The 22,911-nt window shown below is 56.2% G+C and carries 17 protein-coding genes; 5 read left to right on the top strand and 12 right to left on the bottom strand.

The genetic code is table 11. The features are described from left to right. Positions 1-207: 207 nt before the first annotated feature. The 4 genes from Q0778_RS03470 to Q0778_RS03455 form a co-directional block, all read right to left on the bottom strand. The gene (locus tag Q0778_RS03470) at positions 208-2,067 is read right to left on the bottom strand and encodes an EAL domain-containing protein (RefSeq protein WP_298334018.1); all 1,860 of its coding nucleotides are present in this window, start codon (positions 2,065-2,067) and stop codon (positions 208-210) included. Between the two features lie 242 nt (positions 2,068-2,309). Continuing rightward, positions 2,310-3,236, bottom strand: a complete 927-nt coding sequence (locus Q0778_RS03465) for a Coq4 family protein (protein WP_298334016.1) — start codon at positions 3,234-3,236, stop codon at positions 2,310-2,312. Between the two features lie 116 nt (positions 3,237-3,352). Beyond that, on the bottom strand, positions 3,353-3,685 hold the full coding sequence (locus Q0778_RS03460; RefSeq protein WP_298334014.1) for a hypothetical protein: 333 nt from the start codon (positions 3,683-3,685) through the stop codon (positions 3,353-3,355). Positions 3,686-3,880: 195 nt separating this feature from the next. After that, the gene (locus Q0778_RS03455; protein WP_298334012.1) at positions 3,881-5,185 is read right to left on the bottom strand and encodes a cell wall hydrolase; all 1,305 of its coding nucleotides are present in this window, start codon (positions 5,183-5,185) and stop codon (positions 3,881-3,883) included. A gap of 753 nt (positions 5,186-5,938) precedes the next feature. On the opposite strand from Q0778_RS03455, the gene Q0778_RS03450 reads away from it, so the two are divergent. Next, the gene (locus Q0778_RS03450) at positions 5,939-7,933 is read left to right on the top strand and encodes a toll/interleukin-1 receptor domain-containing protein (protein ID WP_298334011.1); all 1,995 of its coding nucleotides are present in this window, start codon (positions 5,939-5,941) and stop codon (positions 7,931-7,933) included. Between the two features lie 25 nt (positions 7,934-7,958). Here the strand turns inward: Q0778_RS03450 and Q0778_RS03445 are convergent, their stop codons facing one another. The 3 genes from Q0778_RS03445 to Q0778_RS03435 all read right to left on the bottom strand — a co-directional run bounded on the left by Q0778_RS03445 (position 7,959) and on the right by Q0778_RS03435 (position 10,237). Further along, entirely contained in the window at positions 7,959-8,438 is a 480-nt protein-coding gene (locus Q0778_RS03445; protein ID WP_298304325.1) for a hypothetical protein, read from the bottom strand. 123 nt (positions 8,439-8,561) lie between these two features. Then, a complete protein-coding gene (locus Q0778_RS03440; protein ID WP_298334009.1) occupies positions 8,562-9,908 on the bottom strand; it encodes a hypothetical protein in 1,347 nt (448 codons plus the stop codon). A gap of 11 nt (positions 9,909-9,919) precedes the next feature. Next, positions 9,920-10,237 (bottom strand): hypothetical protein, encoded by a 318-nt coding sequence (locus Q0778_RS03435; RefSeq protein WP_298334007.1) that lies wholly within the window; start codon positions 10,235-10,237, stop codon positions 9,920-9,922. Positions 10,238-10,478: 241 nt separating this feature from the next. Here Q0778_RS03435 and uvrA point away from each other — a divergent pair, with 241 nt between their 5' ends. Further along, a complete protein-coding gene (uvrA, locus tag Q0778_RS03430; protein ID WP_298334005.1) occupies positions 10,479-13,421 on the top strand; it encodes an excinuclease ABC subunit UvrA in 2,943 nt (980 codons plus the stop codon). A 32-nt stretch (positions 13,422-13,453) separates the two neighbouring features. Here uvrA and Q0778_RS03425 read toward each other — a convergent pair whose 3' ends face one another. Together Q0778_RS03425 and Q0778_RS03420 are read right to left on the bottom strand one after the other, a co-directional pair. Beyond that, positions 13,454-15,160: a restriction endonuclease gene (locus tag Q0778_RS03425; protein ID WP_298334002.1), complete on the bottom strand. Its 1,707-nt coding sequence runs from the start codon at positions 15,158-15,160 to the stop codon at positions 13,454-13,456. A 511-nt stretch (positions 15,161-15,671) separates the two neighbouring features. Then, positions 15,672-16,064: a DUF4345 domain-containing protein gene (locus Q0778_RS03420; RefSeq protein ID WP_298334000.1), complete on the bottom strand. Its 393-nt coding sequence runs from the start codon at positions 16,062-16,064 to the stop codon at positions 15,672-15,674. Between the two features lie 179 nt (positions 16,065-16,243). Between Q0778_RS03420 and Q0778_RS03415 the strand changes: the two genes are divergently transcribed. Together Q0778_RS03415 and Q0778_RS03410 are read left to right on the top strand one after the other, a co-directional pair. Beyond that, a complete protein-coding gene (locus Q0778_RS03415) occupies positions 16,244-16,696 on the top strand; it encodes a hypothetical protein (protein WP_298333997.1) in 453 nt (150 codons plus the stop codon). Between the two features lie 185 nt (positions 16,697-16,881). Beyond that, on the top strand, positions 16,882-17,265 hold the full coding sequence (locus tag Q0778_RS03410; RefSeq protein ID WP_298333995.1) for a hypothetical protein: 384 nt from the start codon (positions 16,882-16,884) through the stop codon (positions 17,263-17,265). Positions 17,266-17,293: 28 nt separating this feature from the next. Here Q0778_RS03410 and Q0778_RS03405 read toward each other — a convergent pair whose 3' ends face one another. Then, positions 17,294-17,833: a septal ring lytic transglycosylase RlpA family protein gene (locus Q0778_RS03405; RefSeq protein WP_298333992.1), complete on the bottom strand. Its 540-nt coding sequence runs from the start codon at positions 17,831-17,833 to the stop codon at positions 17,294-17,296. Positions 17,834-18,926: 1,093 nt separating this feature from the next. Next, positions 18,927-20,141, bottom strand: coding sequence for an argininosuccinate synthase (locus tag Q0778_RS03400; RefSeq protein WP_298333990.1), 1,215 nt, complete (start codon positions 20,139-20,141; stop codon positions 18,927-18,929). Between the two features lie 152 nt (positions 20,142-20,293). Between Q0778_RS03400 and Q0778_RS03395 the strand changes: the two genes are divergently transcribed. Further along, a complete protein-coding gene (locus Q0778_RS03395) occupies positions 20,294-21,643 on the top strand; it encodes an acyltransferase (RefSeq protein WP_298304348.1) in 1,350 nt (449 codons plus the stop codon). Positions 21,644-21,649: 6 nt separating this feature from the next. Here Q0778_RS03395 and Q0778_RS03390 read toward each other — a convergent pair whose 3' ends face one another. Continuing rightward, the gene (locus Q0778_RS03390) at positions 21,650-22,909 is read right to left on the bottom strand and encodes a cyclopropane-fatty-acyl-phospholipid synthase family protein (RefSeq protein WP_298333988.1); all 1,260 of its coding nucleotides are present in this window, start codon (positions 22,907-22,909) and stop codon (positions 21,650-21,652) included. Between the last annotated feature and the right edge of the window lie 2 nt (positions 22,910-22,911).

The following is a 22,911-nucleotide window of genomic DNA, read 5'->3' as shown; positions in this document are numbered from 1 at the left end:
GACGAGGAGAGGCTTGCAGGCCTTGACCTGGCGCGTTCGTCCCAATGCGCCAGTGCCCGCATTCACAGCGGCCTAAGCCTCGCATTAACCGAATGCAACCGCGAAAGACGCCCAACTGGCAACTATCTTTGCAAATAGTTTGCAAGTGCAATAAGTAGACTAAGGGTAAGGTTTACCCAGCGTCAATCTGATTTGACAGTTGAGAGGTTAGGCCGAGGCGCGGCGAGGAGTGTTGTCGCGCTCTTGCGCAATCAGCATGGCTGCCAAATAGTCGGGCACGGCACGGCTGAAGTGATAGCCCTGGCCCAGATTGCACCCGGCATTGCGCACGGCAGTGACTTGCTCGGCAGTCTCAAGCCCTTCTGCGACAATGTCCATACCCAGTGTGGTGCCCATTTTGGCAACCGCCTGGATGATCGCCTCGCTCTTCTTGCCAACCTCGGCACCGGAAACAAAGCTGCGGTCGACCTTGATCTTTGAGAAGGGAAATTTGTTAATGTATCCGAGCGAAGAATAGCCCGTGCCAAAATCATCGAGCGCAAATCGCACGCCAAGCTCAGACAGCTCTTCGATGAAGGCGGAAGTTGAGTGATTGTCTTCGATAAAGAGGCTCTCAGTCACCTCCAACTCAAGCCGATGCGGTGGAAGGCCGGCCTCGCGCAGCGCGTTCTTGATACCAAGCGCGGCCCCCGGCGCACGGATCTGCAACGGTGAAAGGTTTACCGCAACAGTGACATCGTCAGGCCACGTCGCCGCGATCCGTGCCGCTTGCACCGTGATCCAATTGCCGAGTGTCACGATAACGCCCGTTTCTTCTGCGACTGGTATAAATTCGTTTGGCCGAAGCTCACCTTTTTCCGGATGGAACCAGCGTACCAGCGCCTCAAAAGTCTTGATCCGACTGGTCTCGAGATCGACGATGGGTTGGAAGAATATTGAAAGCTCGTCGCGCTGGATCGCGGTGCGGAGCTCCGCTTCAATCTCACGCCGACGAACAAGGTCGCGGCTCATCGAGGGATCGTAGAAGCACGTTTGTGAACGCCCGCCAACTTTGGCGTGATAAAGCGCCAGATCAGCGCGCTGCATAAGCTGATCAGCGTCAATGGCGCTATCAGGAATAAGCGCGACACCCAGAGACGCGCGTATCTCCAGGAGCTCTCCATCGACGCGCATTGGGCACATGATCTCGCAGTGGATCTCGCTGGCGATCAGCTCTGCGTGTTTGACATCATCGACCGGGCAAAACACGATAAATTCGTCGCCGCCGAAGCGCGCGACAGTGCTGCCATCAGGAGATACCTCAACCAATCGTTCGGCCACACCCTTGAGAACCTTGTCACCAACTGGGTGGCCCAAAAGGTCATTCACTTCCTTAAAGCGATCAAGGTCGATCCAGATCAGAGCAAGGCGGGCATCCTCCTCCGCCGAGGCCAACTCTTCTGACACGGCATGGTTGAGACCAGCGCGGTTGGCGAGTCCCGTGACAACGTCGGTGCGAGCAAGGGTTTGCATCTCGTCAGCGAGATCAGCATTGGCGTTGGCCGACGCGATTGAGTCTCGAAGCACACTGAAAATCTTGCGCGTGATCATCGATTGCGCAGGGATCAACAATAGGATCGTGATGCTCAGCGCGACGAGCCCAACTTTCATTGTCAGGAAACTAACGAGGGCAATTGGCAGGCAAGAAAACGCCAGTTGACCGATCGCAATGGTAGGCCGTCCGGCGTTACGCGCTGAAACGCCGATACCGTATCCGAGCGCATTGGCGACCATCAGAACCTGGACCTGCGAAGAGCTGTCGATGAGGATTGTGTAGGCAGCCATCGTGCCAAGTGCCAGAGCAAAACTGAAGGCACCGATTTCATACGCCAACTCGAGCATGGCAGTCGAATTGCCATCAGAGTCAGCCGAAAGTCTCAGTGCAGCAACAACTCTTATCGTCGCGATGATTGCGAGCACTGCGGCAGCGATCCACAGCCCGGACAAATCCGCAATCCACGCCGCCACGCTTGCCGCGCCGACGGTTGCAACCGCGCCAGTCACAAGGCTCGCCGGACTGGAGTACAATGTGTGGACTAGGGTTCGGCGAACCCTTTGGTCAACCGCGTCCTCCATACTACGGCCCGGCAGAAGATGTCTCGGCTTAAAAATGAACTTTGTCCTGCTGCTACCAACACGGTGCCATAAGGAAAAGAAATCACAGAAGGGTTAACGCGACACCTCAGCGTCGCGGCGTAGGTACACTTCTAAGCGAGTTTTCAGCGATTGAAGAAAGCCATTACTAGGAAGTGCGGCCAAAAAGCCCATGCCTAAGCGCCTTGTTTTCCAAGAAGCGCATGTGGGTCGATCCCTTCGGAACGCCAGGTTTCAAGTGCTTGCAGATAAATCTTGGGTTCTGGGATGCTTAGTTTGCGCCGCACGTCTTCGATCGGGAGTGGCAGCAATTCGCGAATGGAATGTTCCACGATACGCTGAGTCAAACGTCCGTCGCGTCGCGCTTGTAGAAACGCACGAAGCACCGGGGCTTTCGTCTTAAGCTTCGCCATCATTAGCAGCGTGCCTAGCCAACCAAGGAACAAGTGTCCTGGGCTTGGGCGTTGATCGAACAGAAATGCCAGGAGACACTGTTCACCTAGAGTGTCGCGTCCGTAGCCAGTCAGCACGTGAAGGATATCATGAGTGTCGCGCAGACGGTTGTTGTACCACTCCACGCCATCTTCAAGCTTCACGAGATCTTTTCTGTAGACATTGGCCTCTTCGATAAGACCAGCAGCCGTCAGCCCTTCGGTTTCCATGAAATTGCAATAGACATCTGCGAAGCTGCCTCTCGGCATCTGCCTCAAAGTGGCATGATCGTCGAGAATGTCTGGCAGATAAGGCTCTGACTGATAGATATCTCGGCCCCGATCAGTGGCGAGAAACGCAGCCGCTTGTTCCCCGACGCCGCGCCACGGCAATGCATCAAGCACGCCAAACAGCTCGTCGGTTCTGTCCTTATCTTTCACAAGTATCTTCAGATGCTTCCACGCTTTGGGGAAGTCGAATTTGGGGCGGCGGCGGTCAGGATGAATTATCGGAAGGAGTTCGACGCCCTCGCTGGTTTGCCGGGCAATCGTATCCGGCCCCAAGGTTCCGCCTTCGTCCCCGCCGGCATCGCGCAACAGGAAAGATGACGAACCTACGTCTCGTAGCGCCTCGCGAGCGCCCAACTTCTCCGCTTTTACACTCTGAGCCATACCCCAGATGCTGGGACAGGGTTAAGAAATTGTCAACCGGCATTAACCATTTGTAAACTATATATCCCATTTGCAATCACGGGATTTAAAATTCATTAAAATCAATGCATTAATTGCTATAATGCCTGGCTATTCTGGCCCGAAACACTTGCAGCCAAACGCCGATCCAGCGTCCGGGTGATGTCAACCCACCAGTCATAGGTTGGTCGGTCGCCGTCAAAGAATGCCTTCTCAGCCTGGGCTCTGGCCACTTGGGCTGCGCCAAGTCCGTGAGTTGCAAAGTGGCGAAGCGCCGCGCGCAGAACTTGCTCATTCTGCTGAGAACGCTCGGTGAAGTCCGCATTATCATTGGCGACCTGGGCTCTCGCTCGTGAGAGAAGTCTTTTGGCACCAAGTGAGCAAACCGACGTGAGGTTTGAGGGTTTTGCAGCGGCAAAATGGATTGACATAGAGCGACTTTGTCCAATCTCGTCTTGCCCCGTCGCAGATCCCGCAATGCCACGTGGGCTGCGCGAACCGGATAGGGTGGGGGACTGTTTATTCCGATCCCATTAGTGGCAATGCACCTAAGGCTTAGTTTGGAGCTAAGGTTGAGAGAGCATTAACCTTGAGGCCCGCACTCGACATGATTGCGCGCGAACGGGTCAGCGCGGTTCGCTGCCTTGCTCGACCGACTGCTCAGAAACGTCTTTTGCGCGGCGCTGCTCGTCTTCTTGCAGAGCCTCGCGAGCGGCATCGCTTTTCCATTGGCCTGCCCGCGCATAATCTTCGCGGACTTGCCCGGCACCGATTGTGCTCTGATCGACAAGGACTGAACCGGGTCCAGTGAGAGATGCAGAGGGAGTCCCAGCTTGTCCGGGAGTCATCGGCCCAATCGCATCACGATTTGTGGTCGGTGGCAATCCTGCAATGGCGCCTTGCGCGTTGGGGGTGCTGGCCGTGTCGATCTGAGTCTCGAATAGTGGAGCTGCTAATACACGCTCGCGCACGCCGGGTTCTACCCCGGCATAGCTTTGCGTGAACGCATCCTTTCGTCCGCCTGCGCCGCGATTGCGATAGAATCGATGCGCGCCAATCGTGCCGACATGATCGAGGCTCGAGGCCCAGTATGGGTTCACCCAGAGCGTGTGATAATGCGTGGCATGGCCAATCGGCTCATACACACTGCCAGCGAGCGCCTCACTCGCAAGATTTTGCGCTTTTTGCCATGTGCCACCGCTTGCAGTGCGTCTTAGGCTGCCGTCGCACGTGAAGGTGAACTGACACCCGGTGCTGCGGTTCGATCCCTGATAGACAACGCCGCACACGCTGTTTGGCCAATTGGCGTGGGCGACCCGGTTCAAAACCACCTGCGCAACCGCGCGTTGCCCCGCTTCGCTTTCGCTGGCCGCCTCGTACCAAATGGCCTGAGCCAAACAGCTTTGTGCGCGCGAATGACTGGTTCCCGCCATGCTGAAGAAGGGGCTCGCGCCGGGCCCTGCATCGATCAGAGCACCCACTTCGCGTCCTGCCTCGCCAATTCCTGGCGTAAGAGCATCTGCGGTGGGCAGCGCGATCAGAGCATTTGAAGGCGGCTCAGCGAGGAAGAAGAATGCGGAACCGGGAAAACTCATCCCTGGACGCTCAAACGGCATAGCGGGGTTGCGCTCAAGCTCAGCTTTGAGCCGTTCGCGCACCATTTCCGCCTCGGTCGGCGCACCGCCCGGCAATTGCCCAAAATCAGAAGGCGCAGCCATCGCTGGCACGGCTATGACTGCCAAAAGTGCAGCTATGCGGCGCTTGAGCGACCAGCCCTTAACGCTCGGCTGTGTGCTGGTCGCATTGACCGTCTCTGTCGTTTGCGTCCTATCGCGGAGCTTGGCCCCAGCGCTAGCGTCGCCAAGATAGATCACCTTAGGGGGTGACTTGAAAAGGGGCCTGTGGCCGAAAGAGAAGCGATTGCGTGTCATGGCGCGCGTCTGCGCGTATCGGGACAAGGGTTGGATGACGAGCGGCTAGCGGGGCTGTGTCCCGAATGCGCACATCTTGGGGAAGACCCTTAACGGTGAAGTGGGTCGACGGATAGCAGTCGCGAAGTGATTGGGGGGCGAGGCGCAGAGCATATAGAGAATGCCGGTACTAAGCAGCCGGAGTGGTTTGAGGGATGTGGAAAATGCCGGGCCGGTGAATCACGCTTTGAAGGTAAGATAAGGGCGCCGGGTGCAGCGACGAACCTTCTTACGAGCGATGACACACCAGCCCGGAGCGGCGGGTTAGGAGCGCCGCATCTCAATAACCTTTATCTGCTCTGCGCCTCGACGTTGCGACCCGAAGGGCGCCTGGCAAGAGAGTGCTAAAGAGGCCCTTTACATTCACCATTTTGTATAAAGCCGACACTTCATATTTTCTGTAGGCCCTCTAAAGGTAGAAAAACAATTTTTTTTCAGTGCTTTAAGTGATTTTTGCCGTGTTAACTATAGTGAGGATTAGGTGCCACGCAGGGCCCCGATAGGCCAGTTAAAGGGCTGTAATTGGGTGTTAGAGAGGGTTTTGGAGAGTTGAGTCGAGCCTCTAAAAGAGCTCAGGGTATGAAGCTATTCAAAAGCGCTATGTGGGCAAAGCCGGGCTAGGGCAGCCACATCACAGTGCGGTGCGTAACACAGATGGAATCACGCTCAATTTATGGACTTGCCATCAACTGACACGCTGACGATAGGAACGCCATGGCAGTCAAACTTGCATCACAAGCCGACGTAGAGGACTGGTTGGAAACTAGGCCGAGAGAATGGTCTTTGGCGATTGCTGAGCGAGCAAGTCTTCGTATTTTCCCTTTGTTTTTTGCTGACGATAACCACGATAGGGCGGATTATAAGAAGAAGGTCCTTGCTATCCTGCGGGCACTAGCAACGACCTCTGCCGCTGCTAAATTTGGACCCAACAAGGAAATCGCGGGAGCTGCTTACTCAGCTAGTCTGGGTGTCCTCTTTGGCGGCAACGCTGCTGCTCAAGCCTCTTTCGCTGCTGCGTACGCTGTGTACGCCTTTTTCCCCTCCAGCTCACATAACTATGATCTTTCGAACAAAATCGCTTCCGCAGGGAGTGCCGGAATAACATCCGGGACGAGTGTGGTGCAAGCGTCTGCTCATGCTGTTGCTGCTGCTTCAGGGTTAGATCCAGCCTCTTGGCATACGGCCGAAGCGGATTGTAAGGCGCTGGACTTGGGTACTTCAACCGATGAATTGGCAGAGGCTCATTTATGGGCTGATTGTCCGGCATGGTGGAATGATTTGTGGGACGCTGCACGTCGTTGGCTTTCTAGCTCGAACGAAGGCTTCGAAATCTGGCGTGAGTGGTACTACGGTCGCCTTGAAGGTCTGTCCCACGCTTTTGCTGATTTCGATGATGCTGCTGACGAAGCATTCTACCGCTGGATCGTCGAGCAAGACGACGAATGGTGGTCTCGCGAACCCGCCGAAGTGAATGCGGAAATCAAGGCGTTCGTCGATACCCTTCGTAAACCCAAAGACTCCTCTGACACCCGGGTCGATTTTTTCATCAGCTATGCTGGCGAAGACGAAGCCGCCGCGCGCGATATTGCTGCTGTGCTTGATGATCTCGGCAAGAGCTACCTCGTTCAGTATCGCGATTTTCCGCAGAGCAATTTCGTCAACATGATGAACGAAGCGATGGAACGCGCTGATCGGCTGATCCCGGTGTATTCGCGCAGCTACGTTGCTTCTGACTTTTGCAAGGCAGAATGGAACCACTACTTCAAAATCGATCCATCTGGCGCTGAACGCCGCATCGTCGGGTTCAAGCTGGATGGAGCGGATCTCACGCCGCTTATGGATCAGTTTGTCTATGAAAGACTTGCCGGAACCCCGCGGGATGATTGGCCCGAAGTCATCCGAAAATGGGTGGATTGGGAGCCACTCAATCTCACCAGAGCGAATGTTGCGAAGACGACCACCACCATCCTCGACCCCGGTGTGGAGAAAACCAAGGGCGACAAACTCCACAGCTCACCGGCGGTTGAACGCAATACTCCTGAGATCCCGGCACAGCTCGCGAACGCGATGGCCAGCTTGCGCATGATGTTGGCGCTGGTGAAGCATTCTCAGCGAAACATGAGCGTCATGATGCAGGGGGCATTGGAGCTCTATCTGTTTTACCTGGATGAGGGCGGCGATCAGCCAAGCTGGGATGGGCTTGATCGCTATGTCGCGGTTCTGGCCGAAGGCTCACTGTCCATGTCTGGGGCCGAACTTCGCGAGGAGAAGAAGGCGATCGAGCAGTTTATCGCCGCTCACAAGAAGTGCCTCGATGCGCGCAAGCAGGCTCCTTATCGTGAGCGCGAGCTTTCCCATGTCCCGCTCACCCATGCTACGTCGGAAGCGATTGACGAGTTTATTGATAGCCTCAAGGACCTAAGAGAGACGGCTTATGCGCAAGACGAAAGCACTCAAGAGTATGACCGTCAGGCCCAAAACCTGATCAGGCAAGGGCGCGACTTTGTGTTTGAAGCGGGTGCGCTGGATGCTGAGGATAGGCCGGACACAGCGCGCAAACGTTTCCTCCGATATGTCGGGGGATTTGCTATCAAGACGCTCACAGTCTTGGGCTCCATTGCTTCGATCCGATCTTCGCCTGAGGGACAGAAGTTGCTCGCGGTTGCAGAGGAGCTCGTCGAGAAATTCTACGAGATGGTGGGGCTATAGGTTTTTAGACCACTTCACCGATCCCTCAGGAAGCCTGCTTCCAGTTGGTCGTGGTTTTCGTAGTGGTCTCCGTCACCGTTGAGCTTGGGGTCTCAGTCGTAATTGCTTCGGGCGTTGAACTTTGCTCCGCCTGTTCCTCCTTTGTCAGGTCCAGGCATGCCTGAGATGGGGCGAAGTCTGGCAGCCAAACAACCAGCAAGCCGAGGATGATTAAGATCACCGTTGCAGGAGCCTTCGCAAGAGAATTGACCACGCCCGGGAGCGCTTTCACAATCTCACCCACACCGGGCAGAGAGTGAGTGCGCGGCCTAGATTCGAGCATGGCCCGGGTCTTACTGGTGGTTGCAATCGCCCAGATCGCGGCTAGGCCCTGAATCAGCAACAACCCGACAGCGATGGCGATAGCAATCGCGCCCAGTGAATCTAGATGATCGAAGAACTCAACACGGTTCTTGAGAAACTGCGCGCATTGCGCGAGCATTTCGCTTTCGGGATTGTCACTCATGGTTTCTCACCTCCGTGATGTGAGGAGCAGACTATCAAATTGAGTAGAGAAGTCCTGTGATTGCGGTCACACTTGAGAAAATCGGAGGCCCGCAGTTGTGGGGCCTCCCTGTTTGCCAAGCGATCAGTTCAAGAATAGACCTGTGAATGGAACTCCTATAAAAAGTCCGACTGAAAAGTCATCGTCCTTGGTCCCATACAGAAGGCGAAGTCCGGCATCCAAGCCACCGTCGTCGCTCCGCTGAAAGTAGATTGGTGTGTCAAATAGCCATTCGTTATCGTCAACGTTGTAACTCACTTCGGGTGCCATCGCGAGCTGTGGCCGCCCAATCCTGTCGCGGAGGAGAACGAGCCTCGCTTCGCCTTTGAGAACTAGACTATCGCTGCGAACTGGAAGCATGTCAGGACCTGTGAGGCATTCTTGATCGGTAGGTGACGTCGAGCGACAAAACTCGACATCATCCTGAGCTTCAAAAGATCTCACAAAAGCAGCGGAAAGCCGTCCCGAAACATTCCCACTACCAGAGATGATTCCTGCATAGCCCTCCAGTTCGAATCCGACGCGATCAACAGAGTCAAGTTGAAACCCTGGCCGGTCAAGAAGTTCGAACTCCTCAAAACCAGACGAAGCCGAAACCCCGAATAGCCTGATAGACTTGCTTGTGTAGAAGCTCGCGAACTCCTGCTTGCTAAGAGCCCCCTGTGCATATCGATCTATAAGGTCACCTTGGTTTCGGATCGGACCATCTGCAGTGATTCTGCAAGCATTCTTGCTGTCGGCCCAGAACGCATTTTCGTTGTCACCCAATTGGCTATCAACATGCTCAGAGAGATCATTGGTTCCCGCCAGACGACGATTGGTTTGTATATCTGCCAGTTCGGCGCGAAAGATACGCTTGATTGTTGCAACGGCATCCTGATCTGCCAGTGATGCGATCGGCCTCCGGTTGTCCAGCCATTCTTGTGAAACTTCGACCAGGCATTGTCCCACGAACCTTGCAAGATAATCATATCGCTGTCTGCCAGTAATGTCTTTTCCGGATCGATGCACCAAATCCAGTGTGACTTGGGCATCATTCCCGATGTTGGTGAAATTGATGAAGGGGTTATCGCCATTGTTGGCGTTGAACGGGATGGTTGCCTTGAGCGAGATGTCCGTACGACTGAATGACACCGTGCCTTTGTCGGCACTCGTACGCTCATAATCAACATCCCCCGTACCCAATGTGAGCGCGAACTCGCCTGCGACTGTGTCATCGATAGAAGATATCTGAAATGATGTCCCTATTTCGCTTTCGTCCGCATCATTTGCAGTGGGACGTGAAATGGGTCCACCGTTAGTCACAGCCAAGCGGTCAGATCGCGAAACAGATGGGCCTTGAGCCTCGACATCTTGCGCCACCGCGGCGACAGGAGAGAGGAAGACTAGCGAGCCAATTACGCAAGCGGACAGTGTCGTTGTGTGAGTCATCTGATTTCCCCTCAGCACACCGAGAAACTGCGATCTATCGTTGCAGTCGGCTTGTTTGAGATCTCCCCATGCACCTCATAGGGTGATGACGGACAGTTGGTTACGATTGTCATGCTTGCCGTCATGTCGCGTGCAGCCGGGCCGAATTTCATCTCACACAGGTAGTCGCCTACAGGGAGCCTAAATGGTTTTGGGTTTGCCGCATCGCCTTTCTCGACAACATCAAAATTTGAGTCAAAAATAAGCCAGTATAGTATCGGCGCGTCGGTCTTAATCGACAATTGCACATTCGGCTCACCTTCAAGAGCCAATCCAAGCGACTTTCTCATCTTACATCCCCTGTTGAAGTTACTAGACCCGGCTAGCTCAGTCTCTCACTCACCACCCGTGACCCACGTCACGCGTTGTAAAATTCTCCGAAGACCTCACTCGAACTCGGAACCTTGCAAGCCACCCGCCCGTTGAAACCCAGCACCAGATGCTCCATTTGATCATCACGCTTCATCTGTATGTGGAGCACCATTTCAGTCGCCCTTGACCAATGCGAACATTTCCGGAACAAACGCGCCCATGTCTCTAACGAAAATTTCAGTCCGTGGTGCGCGCGAGCACAATCTTAAAGGCGTCGATATTGATCTGCCGCGCGATGCGCTGATCGTGGTCACAGGGCTGTCGGGCTCGGGCAAATCCAGTCTCGCATTTGATACTATCTATGCCGAGGGGCAACGGCGCTATGTCGAGAGCCTTTCTGCCTATGCGCGCCAGTTCCTGGAGATGATGCAAAAGCCCGATGTCGAGCATATCGACGGGCTCTCGCCAGCGATCTCGATTGAGCAAAAGACGACCAGCCGCAATCCGCGCTCAACCGTTGCGACGGTGACTGAAATTTACGACTACATGCGGCTTTTGTGGGCGAGGGTGGGCGTGCCTTACTCGCCTGCGACGGGTAAGCCGATTTCGGCGCAATCTGTCTCGCAAATGGTCGACCGGGTGATGGAATTGCCCGAGGGGACACGCGCCTACCTGCTCGCGCCCGTGGTGCGGGGCCGCAAGGGCGAATATCGCAAGGAAATGGCCGAGTGGCAGAAGGCGGGCTTTACCCGTGTTCGGATCGATGGCGAGCTTTACCCGATCGAAGAAGCGCCTGCGCTCGACAAGAAATTCAAGCACGACATTGAGGTTGTGGTCGATCGGATCGCGGTGAAGGACGGACTTCAAACGCGGCTTGCGGACTCGTTTGAGACGGCTCTGAAACTGGCCGAGGGGCTGGCGTATTTCGACCTTGCTGATGGCGTTGTGCCGGGGCGCGAGGATGAGGATACATCGGGCGGCGCGATGAAGGGGGTGGGGATCCCTGCCAACCGCATCGTCTTCTCGGAGAAATTCGCCTGCCCCGTCAGCGGTTTCACCATTGAAGAGATCGAACCGCGGCTGTTCTCGTTCAACTCACCCCAGGGCGCGTGCCCGACTTGCGACGGCATCGGCGAAAAGCAGCTGTTCGATCCGCAGCTCGTCATCCCGAACGAAGGGCTGACCCTAAAACAAGGGGCGGTGGCTCCATGGGCGAAGTCGAACCCGCCATCGCCTTATTATATGCAGGTTCTAACCAGCCTTGCGAAAGCCTATGACTTCGACATCAACACGCCTTGGCGTGACCTCGAGCCCGATCAGCAGCTTATCATTCTGCACGGAACCGGCGGCATGCCGGTGGCGCTGACGTTTAAGGATGGGCGCAAGGAATACACCGTCAACAAGGCGTTTGAGGGCGTGGTGGGTAACCTTAACCGCCGCCTGGTGCAGACCGAGAGCGCGTGGATGCAGGAGGAGCTGTCCAAGTTCCAGACCTCTCAGCCTTGCGAGGCATGCGGTGGCAAGCGCCTCAATGAAAAGTCGCTCGCGGTGAAGATCCCGTCCGGCGCCAAAAAAGAGGGGGACGGCCCCACAGATATCGCAGAGCCTGTGAAGATGAGCGTGTCTGATGCCAAGGCGTGGTTCCTCGACCTCGACAACCACCTCACCGACCAGCAGCGCCAGATCGCGACGCCGATCCTCAAAGAGATCAACGAGCGGCTGGGCTTCCTCGACAATGTCGGGCTCGATTATCTGAACTTGGACCGCACCAGCGGGACTCTGTCCGGGGGCGAGAGCCAGCGCATTCGCCTCGCCTCGCAAATCGGCAGCGGGCTTTCGGGCGTGCTCTATGTGCTGGATGAACCCTCCATCGGCCTCCACCAACGCGACAATGACCGGCTCTTGGAAACGCTCAAGCGCCTGCGTGATCTGGGCAATACGGTGATTGTGGTAGAACATGACGAGGACGCCATCCGCCAAGCTGACCATATCGTCGACCTTGGCCCCGGCGCGGGCGTGCGCGGCGGCGAAGTGGTGGCGCAGGGCACGCTTAAGCAGATCATGAAGTCGAAGAAGTCGCTCACCGCGGATTATCTGACTGGGCGGCGTGAGATCGCGGTTCCGGCAGAGCGGCGCAAGGGCAATGGGTTGTCGATCACCGTCCACGGGGCAGAGGCAAACAACCTTCGCAATGTCACCGCCAGCATCCCGCTTGGCACGTTTACCTGCATCACCGGTGTGTCGGGCTCGGGCAAGTCGTCCTTCACCATCGATACGCTCTACGCAGCGGCTGCGCGGACCCTTAACGGCGCGCGCATTATTGCTGGCAAGCACGAGAAGGTGGAGGGTCTTGAGAACTGCGACAAGGTGATCGAGATCGACCAATCGCCCATCGGCCGCACCCCGCGCTCCAACCCCGCGACCTACACCGGCGCCTTCACCCAGATCCGCGACTGGTTCGCAGGCCTGCCCGAAAGCCAAGCGCGCGGGTACAAACCGGGCCGTTTCTCCTTCAACGTGAAGGGCGGCCGCTGCGAGGCGTGCCAGGGCGACGGCGTGCGCAAGATCGAAATGCACTTCCTCCCCGACGTTTACGTCACCTGCGAGGAATGCGGCGGAAAGCGTTACAATCGTGAGACTTTGGAGGTGAATTTCAAAGGCCTCTCCATCGCCGATGTGCTCGATATGACGGTTGAGGATGCGGCCGAATTCTTCAAAGCCGTCCCCCCCATCCGCGACAAGATGGCGATGCTGTGCGAGGTGGGGCTGGGCTACGTAAAGGTCGGCCAACAGGCGACCACGCTATCAGGCGGAGAGGCGCAGCGGGTAAAACTCGCCAAGGAACTCGCGAAGCGTTCGACGGGTCAGACGCTCTATATCCTAGACGAGCCCACCACGGGCCTTCACTTCGAGGACGTGCGCAAGCTCCTAGAGGTCCTCCACCGCTTGGTCGAGCAGGGCAATTCGGTGGTGGTGATCGAGCACAACTTGGACGTCATCAAGACGGCGGACCATATTCTGGACTTGGGGCCGGATGGCGGCGTGCGCGGCGGTGAGCTTGTGGCCGCTGGCGCGCCGGAAGTGGTGGCTGAGGTCGAGCGGAGCTTTACGGGCGCGTATTTGCGGCCGATGTTGGAGAGAGCGCGGGAGGCTGCGGAGTAGAGCCTTCCGCAGTATCAAGGCCTTTGGACCCTTTACACGGCCAAGCGGCGAGCTTCTTCGAGGTCTATCTTCGCTTTGTATCCGTGTTGCTGGAGCATGTGGAGGAGATTACTGCCACTAAGTAGTGAGAGCGGTTTATCACTGGCAAACTGGTATGCATCCGGCCCGTAATCAGCTGTCGTGACTATTATCCCTTTGTTCGCGCCCTCGTTCATGACTGTGCCGTACAAGTCTCTGATGGCTGAAACCCCGACTGTTCGAGTGTACCGCTTTGCTTGGATCACAATTTTGCCGCCGCTAATTGGGTCAGGATCGAATGCAATTGCGTCCACCCCGCCGTCTCTGCTTGCTTTGGTAACCTTCACCTCGCCCCCACGTCGGGCAAACTCCTTCTCGAATAGTTCACGGATCAGATGTTCAAAATCCTCCCACGACATCGCCGCGAGGTTCTCGTCTTCGGGAAGCATTTCGATCACGTCCTTACCTTCCACAAAGCGTTTGTCGGATTTGTCTAGCTTCATGATAGGTGGAACCGCTGCGTACGAGGCCATTGTTGCTGCAGACACGCCTTTTAGGCTTTTGAAACATGCCTTTGGGTCAACGCTACCAAGGTTGAGAGGCAAAAAGTCCTCACGCTTCACCAATACAGACATTATGCAGCTTTCTGATTGCTGACCTGTCGCTGGATCCACAAACTCGACTGTTCCATTGAACAGAATGCTGTCCAAATTCTTGGCTTCGTCGGCTTCGAACAGTTCATGAAGGGTACGAAGTGCGATCTGGTAGCAAGCATCATCGTATATGGTTTTACATTCCCTTTGAGAGATAGAGGTCTCTTTGAGTTCTCCAGTAGATTTAACAAATCGAACCGTCTTCACGTTGGGCACTGCATCGATTGTCGGTAGCTTGAATTCGATAAGAAGAGTTTTCTTTTCCGTCTTATAATCAAGCTCATAATACTTCTCGATCAAGTCGAAGTAGTTTGAAGAATCCAGCACCATGCTTGCGTGCTCCAGAACAGATTCCTCGCGTCCTTCTTCGACACCTGCTTTCAATGCATCGACCGCTGAATTGCCTGCTGCTTGTTCACGTTGGAATTCGAGCTCAAGCCGATCTTGTTCGGCTTCGAAATTCTCGCGCCTCTCGTTCCATCGTGATGTTTGAGATTTATGTTCGTCTTCTCTCTTTTCCTTGTAGGTTTGCCACTGCGCCAGCGATTGAGCATGCTGATCCTCGGCTTGCTCCTGGATTGCTGACGCTTTCCCGAGAATCCTCTGAAAGAACGTAATCTTCGGCTCCTCGAAGACTGGTTCAGGTGTCATGGACAGCCTTGGCATTGGCTCATTATATTTGTCTTTGACAAAAGTGGCAGTGCTCTTGAGTGCTTCCCAATCAACTCGGTCGTCAACATCCAAAGTATGTTCCAAGAAAGTCGCAAATTTCCGGCGTTTTTCATGCTCTTCAATCTCAAGATCGCTGGCCGTTTCAGCACCTGCCTGAGCCTCTTGTTTAAGCAAAAGTGCTGCGTACTTCGCGTCCCATGTGTCCATCAAAGCATCAATCTTGTTTTGTAATACGAACAAGTCTGGCGCACTGACAACTTTATGGAGATTCAACGATTTATGCCTGAAGTCGATGGAGTATCGAAGGATACGGTCACCTCTCGCGCTCCACTTCTCATCTAAAAATCCAGCGTCAATTTGGTCTAGGTTTTTCGATTGGATATGAACGCTTGCCATGTGATCCCCTAATAAGACATGCGAAATTGAGTGACACAATTAGTAAAAGCTGTCTGAAATACTTCAAGAGAAGCTTTGGCTTTGTCTAGAGCCGGCGCCCACCCCGCTGCGAATAACGCTCGCCTAGCGGCTCGCGAAGTCTCGCTCCCCTCCCGCAGGCCCCCTGCTTTCGCAGGGGCAGGTATCGGGGGTGGGGGTGGGCTTGGCTTCGTGGGCGTCCTTCGGGCTCGCGCGCGTCCTTCGGAGTCGAAGACGGCCAAAGGCCACCGGCTCAGGACGAACGGGTTGGGGCCTCGGGTCAATCAAAATAGACCTCGTCATCCCGGCGCCAGTGATCTTTGGGGCCGGGATCCAGCTTCTTTCTCGTTCAGTGCTTTGTGGCTCTGGACCCCGGCCTTCGCCGGGGTGACGGTTTGGGGCTGGGGTCTAGGGCGGCTGGGAACTGCGCTCGCGACTCCAGATCCCAGATCAAGTCTGGGATGACGGTTAGGGCTAGCTATTTGGTGCGTCCTCACCCTGCCGTTTGGGCATACTTGCGCGCCACCAGCCACTGCCACACCACGAACACCGGCATGCACAGCTCTAGGATCATGCCGTAGTACATATTGCCCTCGGGCATGCCGAATTGCTGGGCGGAAATGACCCGGCCCACGCCTCCGAGGAACAGGCCCAAGGCCACCGCGCGGAAGGGCCAGGTGACTTGCTCGATCCGGGGGATCATCCACCACAAGAGCAGGGCGAGCGAGAAGTACACACCGCTTTGAAAGCGGAACTGGCTGTCGATCGCGATGGTGATATCCTCGACTGGCATAAAACGCTCGGCGCCGATGATCATATTGGTCAATCCGAAGATCAACGGGGCTAGGCTGAGCACAGCCATGACGACTTGAAGGGCGCGACGCATTTAGGTTTCTCCAATAAGATTGTTTTTTGCAACCTAATATGATGCATGGGCTGATGTCAAGCGGGTGGAGTTGGGGGTGGGCGAGGCAATGCATTAGTTTCCTACCATTTTCCTACTCCGCGTTTTCCGCGTAACTGGGAGGGCTCCCCGTTCTCTATTCCCGAAACCGGAGCCGCCGCATGTCCAACTCCTCACAAATTGTTTCGCAAAAACCCTCAACCCGCGCCTTCCCCCGCGCGCGTCAGGCCGAATTCTTGAGAGTGCTGGCGCAGTGGGGCAATGTTCGGGCGGCGGCAAAGGCGGTGGGGGTTTCCCGTGCGACTGCCTATCGCTTGCGGCGTGAATGCCTGCTGTTCGCCGAGCTGTGGGACGCGGCGCTCCTTTGCGCCAAGCCGCAGGTGGAGGAGGTGTTGGCCGACCGCGCGCTCAACGGGACGCAGGAGGTGGTGTTCTACCACGGAGAGGAAGTTGCGACCCGCACGCGCTATGACAGCCGCCTGTTGCTGGCGCATTTGGGGAGGCTCGATAAGCTTTCGACCCATCGCCCAACGGTTGAGGCGACCTATGGCTTTGACTTGCAGCTGGAAGAGCTTGAAAAAGCGCCGGAAAACGGGCTGATCCAGGCGGAATAGGCACGCATTTCGGGAGGAGGGGTTTTTTGCTCTTGGACAGTGTCTCAAGTGTCTCAAACTTTTTTCGCCCAATGGGTTCGTAAGGGGCGATGGGCTCTCCACCAATCGTGGGCCCATTGGAGCAATTAACTGAAATTCAGGGCTTTAGAGGCACGCTGGCGCACTTCTGACCGAGGGGACGGATTATGAACGGGTATTGGGGCGCGATTGGGCTGGTTGTGTTGGGCGTGGTTGGGGTGATGGCCTCGTCCGGTCCCTCAGCGGTCTACAAGAGCGAAGGCGAATATGTCGCGCAGTGCACGACAGGCATCTCCAACGCGGTGCCACGCTCAGAGGCGATCGCGGGCTGCAAATGCGTCTATCGTAATGCGCTTCCTGTGGTCGAAGCGCGGGGGGACAGCGAAATGACCGACAAGGAGGCAGACCTCTACTATGACAAGTGTCTCGCCCCGGTGGTCGCAAGAATGGAAGCGGAAGCCGCCTGGAACGCGGAGGCAAGCGACGCGTCATCCTCAACCGATGGTGGATGGGGAGGCGACGCCGGAGGTTCGTCAGACTGGAACTATTGATGGAGAGGAGCTCGATCAGCGCTCTTGCCTAGCGGGCGACGACGTCGAGCTTCACCGTGGCATGGCCGCTCGCGACCATGCCGATCCGCTCCGCAGCCGCGCGTGACAGGTCAATGGTGCGCCCTCTGATAAAAGGACCACGGTCGTTGATGCGAACCGTGACAGAGCGACCATTGCGGGGATTGGTGACCCGGACGCGTGTTCCAAAAGGCAGCGTCTTGTGGGCGGCTGTCATGGCATTCATGTCAAACCGCTCACCATTGGCGGTTCGACGGCCGTGGAAGCGTCGACCGTAGTAAGAGGCAATGCCGGTGCCGAGGCCGCGTTCGATTGTCTCCTGCTCGCGCGGTGGCTCAAAACTGCCGAGATCCACTGCGGTATCCGGAAGGGCAAGGTCGATATCGGCGATGCGAGAGTCCAGTGGAGTGACAACCCCGGCAAACTGGGATGCAAATGCTGTGGTCTCACCTTGGGCAGGCGAGGTGGTTGGCGCTTCTCTGAATTGTGCGGCGAGGTCCGTAGTTTGAGCATGAGATGCGGCGAGAGGGATCGCGAAAAGGCCGCTCATGAGCGCGACGCGTTGAGCATATCGCCCAGCGGTTCGATTGCGAGTTGGTACTCGCATGAGTTTAGCTTGCGCTCCCATTACGTTCGTAGACATACACGTATCCGCGCCCGCTGGCCAATTGCAGCGGTAACCGCTCATCTTTTGGAAGCTCCGATCTGGCGCAAATTGAATTCGGGAGGTTGGAAAGCATGGGTGAAAAGAAGCGACGTGTTGAAACTCGGGTCCCTCGAGTCTCACGTCCCAAAATGCAAATGGGGCCGGCATTGCTGCCGACCCCACTCTCACCTGCGCGTGGGCGCTTCGTTCCTAGCAATTGGTCCGGACGAACCTTTCCATCTGCCTTCTTCGCTGCGCACTTGGCAACCGGTGTCTAACCCGCGTCCAGCTGCTTCATTCAGGGTCCACCCTTGCAGGCTTTCCTTGTCCGTCGCCGCTTTGCTTCGCGGTTCGTCACCGGTGCTCGCGCCGGCATCCAACTTTGCCTCGCGTCGCTGGCTTTGCTTCATTCGGGCCAAAACCCTCATTCCACTCGTCCGGCTGCTTGGCATAGCCGAGACCGCAATTCTGGGGTTGGCAAGTCGAACACTGCTGAGCATTTGCCCGAGGGCTCGTTCCCATCAGCTATTACCAGCCATTACTGCGGCCTTGAACGGTTGCTTTGCTTCGCACTTCTCTCAAACGATCCGTCTTGCCTTCGACCTGAGTCTTGTACATTCCGTCTCTCGAGTAGCGCGTGGACAGCAGCCACCGTATCTTTGTTTTGAGAAACACTCTTTTGAAATCAGTCCCTTGCGGTTCTTCTTTCGAAGTTTTTCTCGTCCCGAAGACAAGTAGAAATTGCGCCCCGATCCGCATTTTCGCAAGGCTGACAAGTGCGACTTATCCACTTTCCCCCAGATCACTTGTGGAGGGCGGTGGACAACTCAACGTTTCATCGCATTTGGACACTATCGCTAGGTACCATTGGTCCTGGCGCAAAGTGCGACCTGATCTTTTCGCAAATTCCGCCTTTTGCAATATTACCTGTCTGAGAAATACGCTAGTGCCGACTCGATCCAGCTTTTCCGAGTCGGTGCTCAGCGAATCGCCTACCTTACCGGTCGCGCTGGGCGAGCAGCTTCAAACGCAGTGCGTTGAGCTTGATGAAGCCTTCCGCATCGTGCTGATCATAAGCGCCTGCATCGTCTTCAAAGGTCACATGTGCTTCAGAATAGAGCGAATGAGGGCTCTTGCGTCCGACAACGCTTGCGAGGCCCTTGTAGAGCCTGAGACGCACTGTGCCGGTCACTTTTTCTTGCGAGAGGTCGATCGCCGCCTGAAGCATCTCCCGCTCGGGTGCAAACCAGAAACCATTGTAGATAAGCTCGGCATACTTTGGCATCAGCTCATCCTTGAGATGGGCTGCCCCCCGATCGAGGGTGATCTGCTCAATCCCTCGGTGCGCGACCGCGTAAATCTCACCGCCGGGGGTTTCGTACATGCCGCGCGATTTCATGCCCACAAAGCGGTTTTCGACCAAATCCAGGCGACCAATGCCATGCTTACGACCAAGCTCATTGAGAGAAGTCAGGAGTGTGGCTGGGCTCATCGTCTCATCATTCAGCGACACGCCGTCGCCGCGTTCAAAACCGATCTCGATATACTCTGGTTTATCGGGCGCATTCTCCGGGTGATCGGTGCGCGAATAGACATAGTCCGGTGTCTCTTCCCACGGATCCTCCAAAACCTTGCCCTCGGACGAGGTGTGCAGGAGGTTCGCATCGGTGGAGAAGGGCGCTTCGCCGCGCTTGTCTTTGGGCACGGCAATCTGATGTGCTTCTGCCCATGCGATAAGAGCTGAGCGGCTAGTCAGATCCCATTCGCGCCACGGGGCGATCACTTGGATGCTTGGGTCAAGCGCATAGGCCGAGAGCTCAAAACGCACTTGGTCATTTCCTTTGCCCGTCGCTCCGTGAGCAATCGCATCGGCGCCGGTTTCATGCGCGATTTCGACCAGACGCTTGGAAATCAGCGGACGCGCAATCGAGGTGCCGAGCAGATAATCGCCTTCATACCGCGCATTTGCGCGCATCATGGGGAAGACAAAATCGCGCACGAATTCCTCGCGCAGGTCTTCGATAAAGATGTGCTCGTCCGGAATACCCATAGCGCGAGCCTTATCGCGCGCAGGCTCGATTTCTTCGCCTTGGCCAAGGTCCGCGGTGAAGGTCACGACCTCAAGGCCTCGTTCCACGCTCAACCACTTTGCGATGACGGAGGTGTCGAGACCGCCAGAATAGGCAAGAATAACGCGTTTAATATCCGACATGAGGCAGGCCCTTATTCATGCAATTTCAAGAGGACGCGCCTAGGCATGCCAGGCACTCAATTCACAGTTGCGATGCCCCTTAAACTTGTAAGGGTGCGTCAGGCCACCAATATTTTCTGCCAAGAGGGATAGGAGAGACGTTAGTGTTCGCCATGTGGAACAAAGCGCGGGAGCTCGCCGAGAAAACGCCGCCTGAGCGCAATCGTTGGGTCGACTTTCTACGGGCGATCTCGATCATGGCCGTTGTGTTCGGCCACTGGCTGATGGCCGGGCTCTATGTCGATGAGGCTGGAGCTCTCCAACGCGGCGATTTGATTGAAACCTCGCAATGGACGCATTGGCTCACTTGGGCCTTCCAAGTCATGCCAGTGTTCTTCTTGGTCGGCGGTTATTCCAATGCGGTGAGCTGGGATGGGACGTTGCGGAAGGCTCAGCCCGGACAGACCGGTGTCTACCGAGACTGGCTGGCGAGCCGGGTGCAGCGGCTGATCGCTCCGACTTTCCCCGTCTTGCTCGTCTGGGCGGTGATCGCGGTTGTTCTCACCCAAGTTGGCTTTGACCGAGCGCAGATTCGTATGGCGACCGAAGCGGCTCTGATCCCAGTCTGGTTTCTCGCGGTCTATCTGTTGGTGACGGCTTGCACGCCGCTTATGCGGAACGCGGGGACCCGATGGGGTTGGGCAAGTTTTGCGTTCTTCATCCCACTAACCGCTTTGGTGGACTGGCTCAGGTTTGAGCACGCTGTGCCCTACATCAGCTTCACCAACTTCCTGTGGGTGTTCCTTGCGATCCACCAACTGGGCTTTGCTTGGCGTGATGGGAAGTTCGACAATCGAGTGTTCGCGCTTGGGTGGTTTGTGATTGGTCTTGGCGTGCTGCTCTCAGTTACTGTCTATGGCTTTTACCCAGTTTCAATGGTCTCCGCGCCCGACGGGTTTTCAAACTCGCTCCCACCGACCTTTGCGCTGTTGGCCCTTGGAATTGTGCAGGTTGGAATTGTGCTCGCGTTGGAGCCATTGGGCCGGAGGATGCTCGACAATGTCCGCATCTGGACCGTGACAGTGCTGATGAACGGTATGATCATGACCGTATTCCTGTGGCATCTCACGGCTTTTGTGTTGGTTATGACTTTTGTTTGGATCGCGCTTGGTGGAGTGGGGCTCGACAGCGTCCCCGGCACGGGAGAATGGTGGGCGACGCGGCCTCTATGGCTCGCGATCTATGTCCTCGCGCTCCTGCCTATGATCGGAGTGTTCGCGAAACATGAGCGCAGCTTTGGACCGATCCGAGGTGGGCGCACTGTGCCCAAGGCGCGCGCGGTGGCGGGTGTGGTCCTGATTTGCATTGGCCTTGGCTGCACCGCTGGCATCACCATTGCGAGCCCAGAGGGGATAACGGGCCTTCGCATATGGGTCGTGGCCGCACCGTTTGTCGGCGCGGCGCTGCTCGGCTTTGGACCGGTCTATGAATTCATCGCGCGCAGACGGGAGAAGGCAGCCTGAGGGCGACTACTTGCTCAGCAGCCGCTTTTCCGTCTCGCCAATGTAGTCGCGCGTCAGCGGGAGCGCGTGGCGGTCGCGTGAATACTGAATCTGAAAGTTGCACATGCCTCCGTACTCAAACACCGTTGCTGCGCCAGAGAGATAGAAGGTCCACATGTTGAAAAACCGCTGATCATACATCTCGATGATCGCGTCGCGGTGCTTCATACAGTTCGCGTACCACTGCCGAATGGTCTTGGCATAGTGAACCCGCAGGATCTCAATATCGGTGGCCATTAAACGATACTTTTCGCTCGCCGCCATCGTCTCCGAAAGCGCGGGTATATAGCCACCGGGGAAGATGTATTTACGGGTGAAGGCATCGGTCATGCCAGGTGACCCCATGCGGCCGATGGTGTGGAGCAGCATGGTACCATCATCGGTAAGCAGATTGGCGCAGGAGAGGAAGAAGGTCTCAAACTGGGCCTTGCCGACATGTTCGAACATACCGACCGATACGATGCGGTCGAACTTGCGACCTGCTTCTGCAAAGTCACGATAGTCGACGAGTTCGATCGAGACCTTATCGGCGACACCAGCTTTCTCCACTCGCTCGCGTGCCAAGGCTGCCTGTTCTTCTGAAAGCGTAATGCCGGTCACATGGATATCATGGTGCTTCGCAAGGAAGATCGCCATGCCGCCCCAGCCACAGCCGATATCAAGCACTGTGTTGCCCGGCCGAAGCGCCAGCTTTGCTGCAATGTGTGCCAGCTTGGCGGTCTGCGCTTCACCCAAGGTCATGTCATCGCCCCCCTGATCCTTGGGCCAGTATGCACAAGAATACTGCCAATGCTCTTCATCCAGCATCAGCGCATAGAGGTCGTTACCAATGTCATAGTGATGGGCGACATTGTCCTTAGAACCAATCGCATTGTTGACCTGCTCAAAGGCAAAAGTTGCTCGATTGACGAGCTTCCTGGTGAATTTCGGAGGGGAGATATTCCCCCCCTTTTCCCATTTGTTGTTGGCGCGAAGCAGCGTGACCAGCCCCATCACATCGCCTTCTTCGATGATTAGCCGGCCATCCATAAATGCTTCTGCAGCCCCAAGTCGCGGGTCCATAATGATGTCGCGCGGAACCTTGCTGTCAGCGAGACGCACGACGATCTCTGGAAACGCTTCTTCCTCCTGGCCGTAAACGCTTGAACTGCCATCGGCGAAGACCACGCCAAGACGGCCTTTCTTCACACCCTTTTGCAGGAAGGTATTCAGTAGTTTCTTGCTCATGC

The organism is uncultured Erythrobacter sp. (genome assembly GCF_947502395.1).
Taxonomy (GTDB): Bacteria; Pseudomonadota; Alphaproteobacteria; order Sphingomonadales; family Sphingomonadaceae; genus Erythrobacter.
This window is presented reverse-complemented; position numbering and strand designations above follow the sequence as displayed.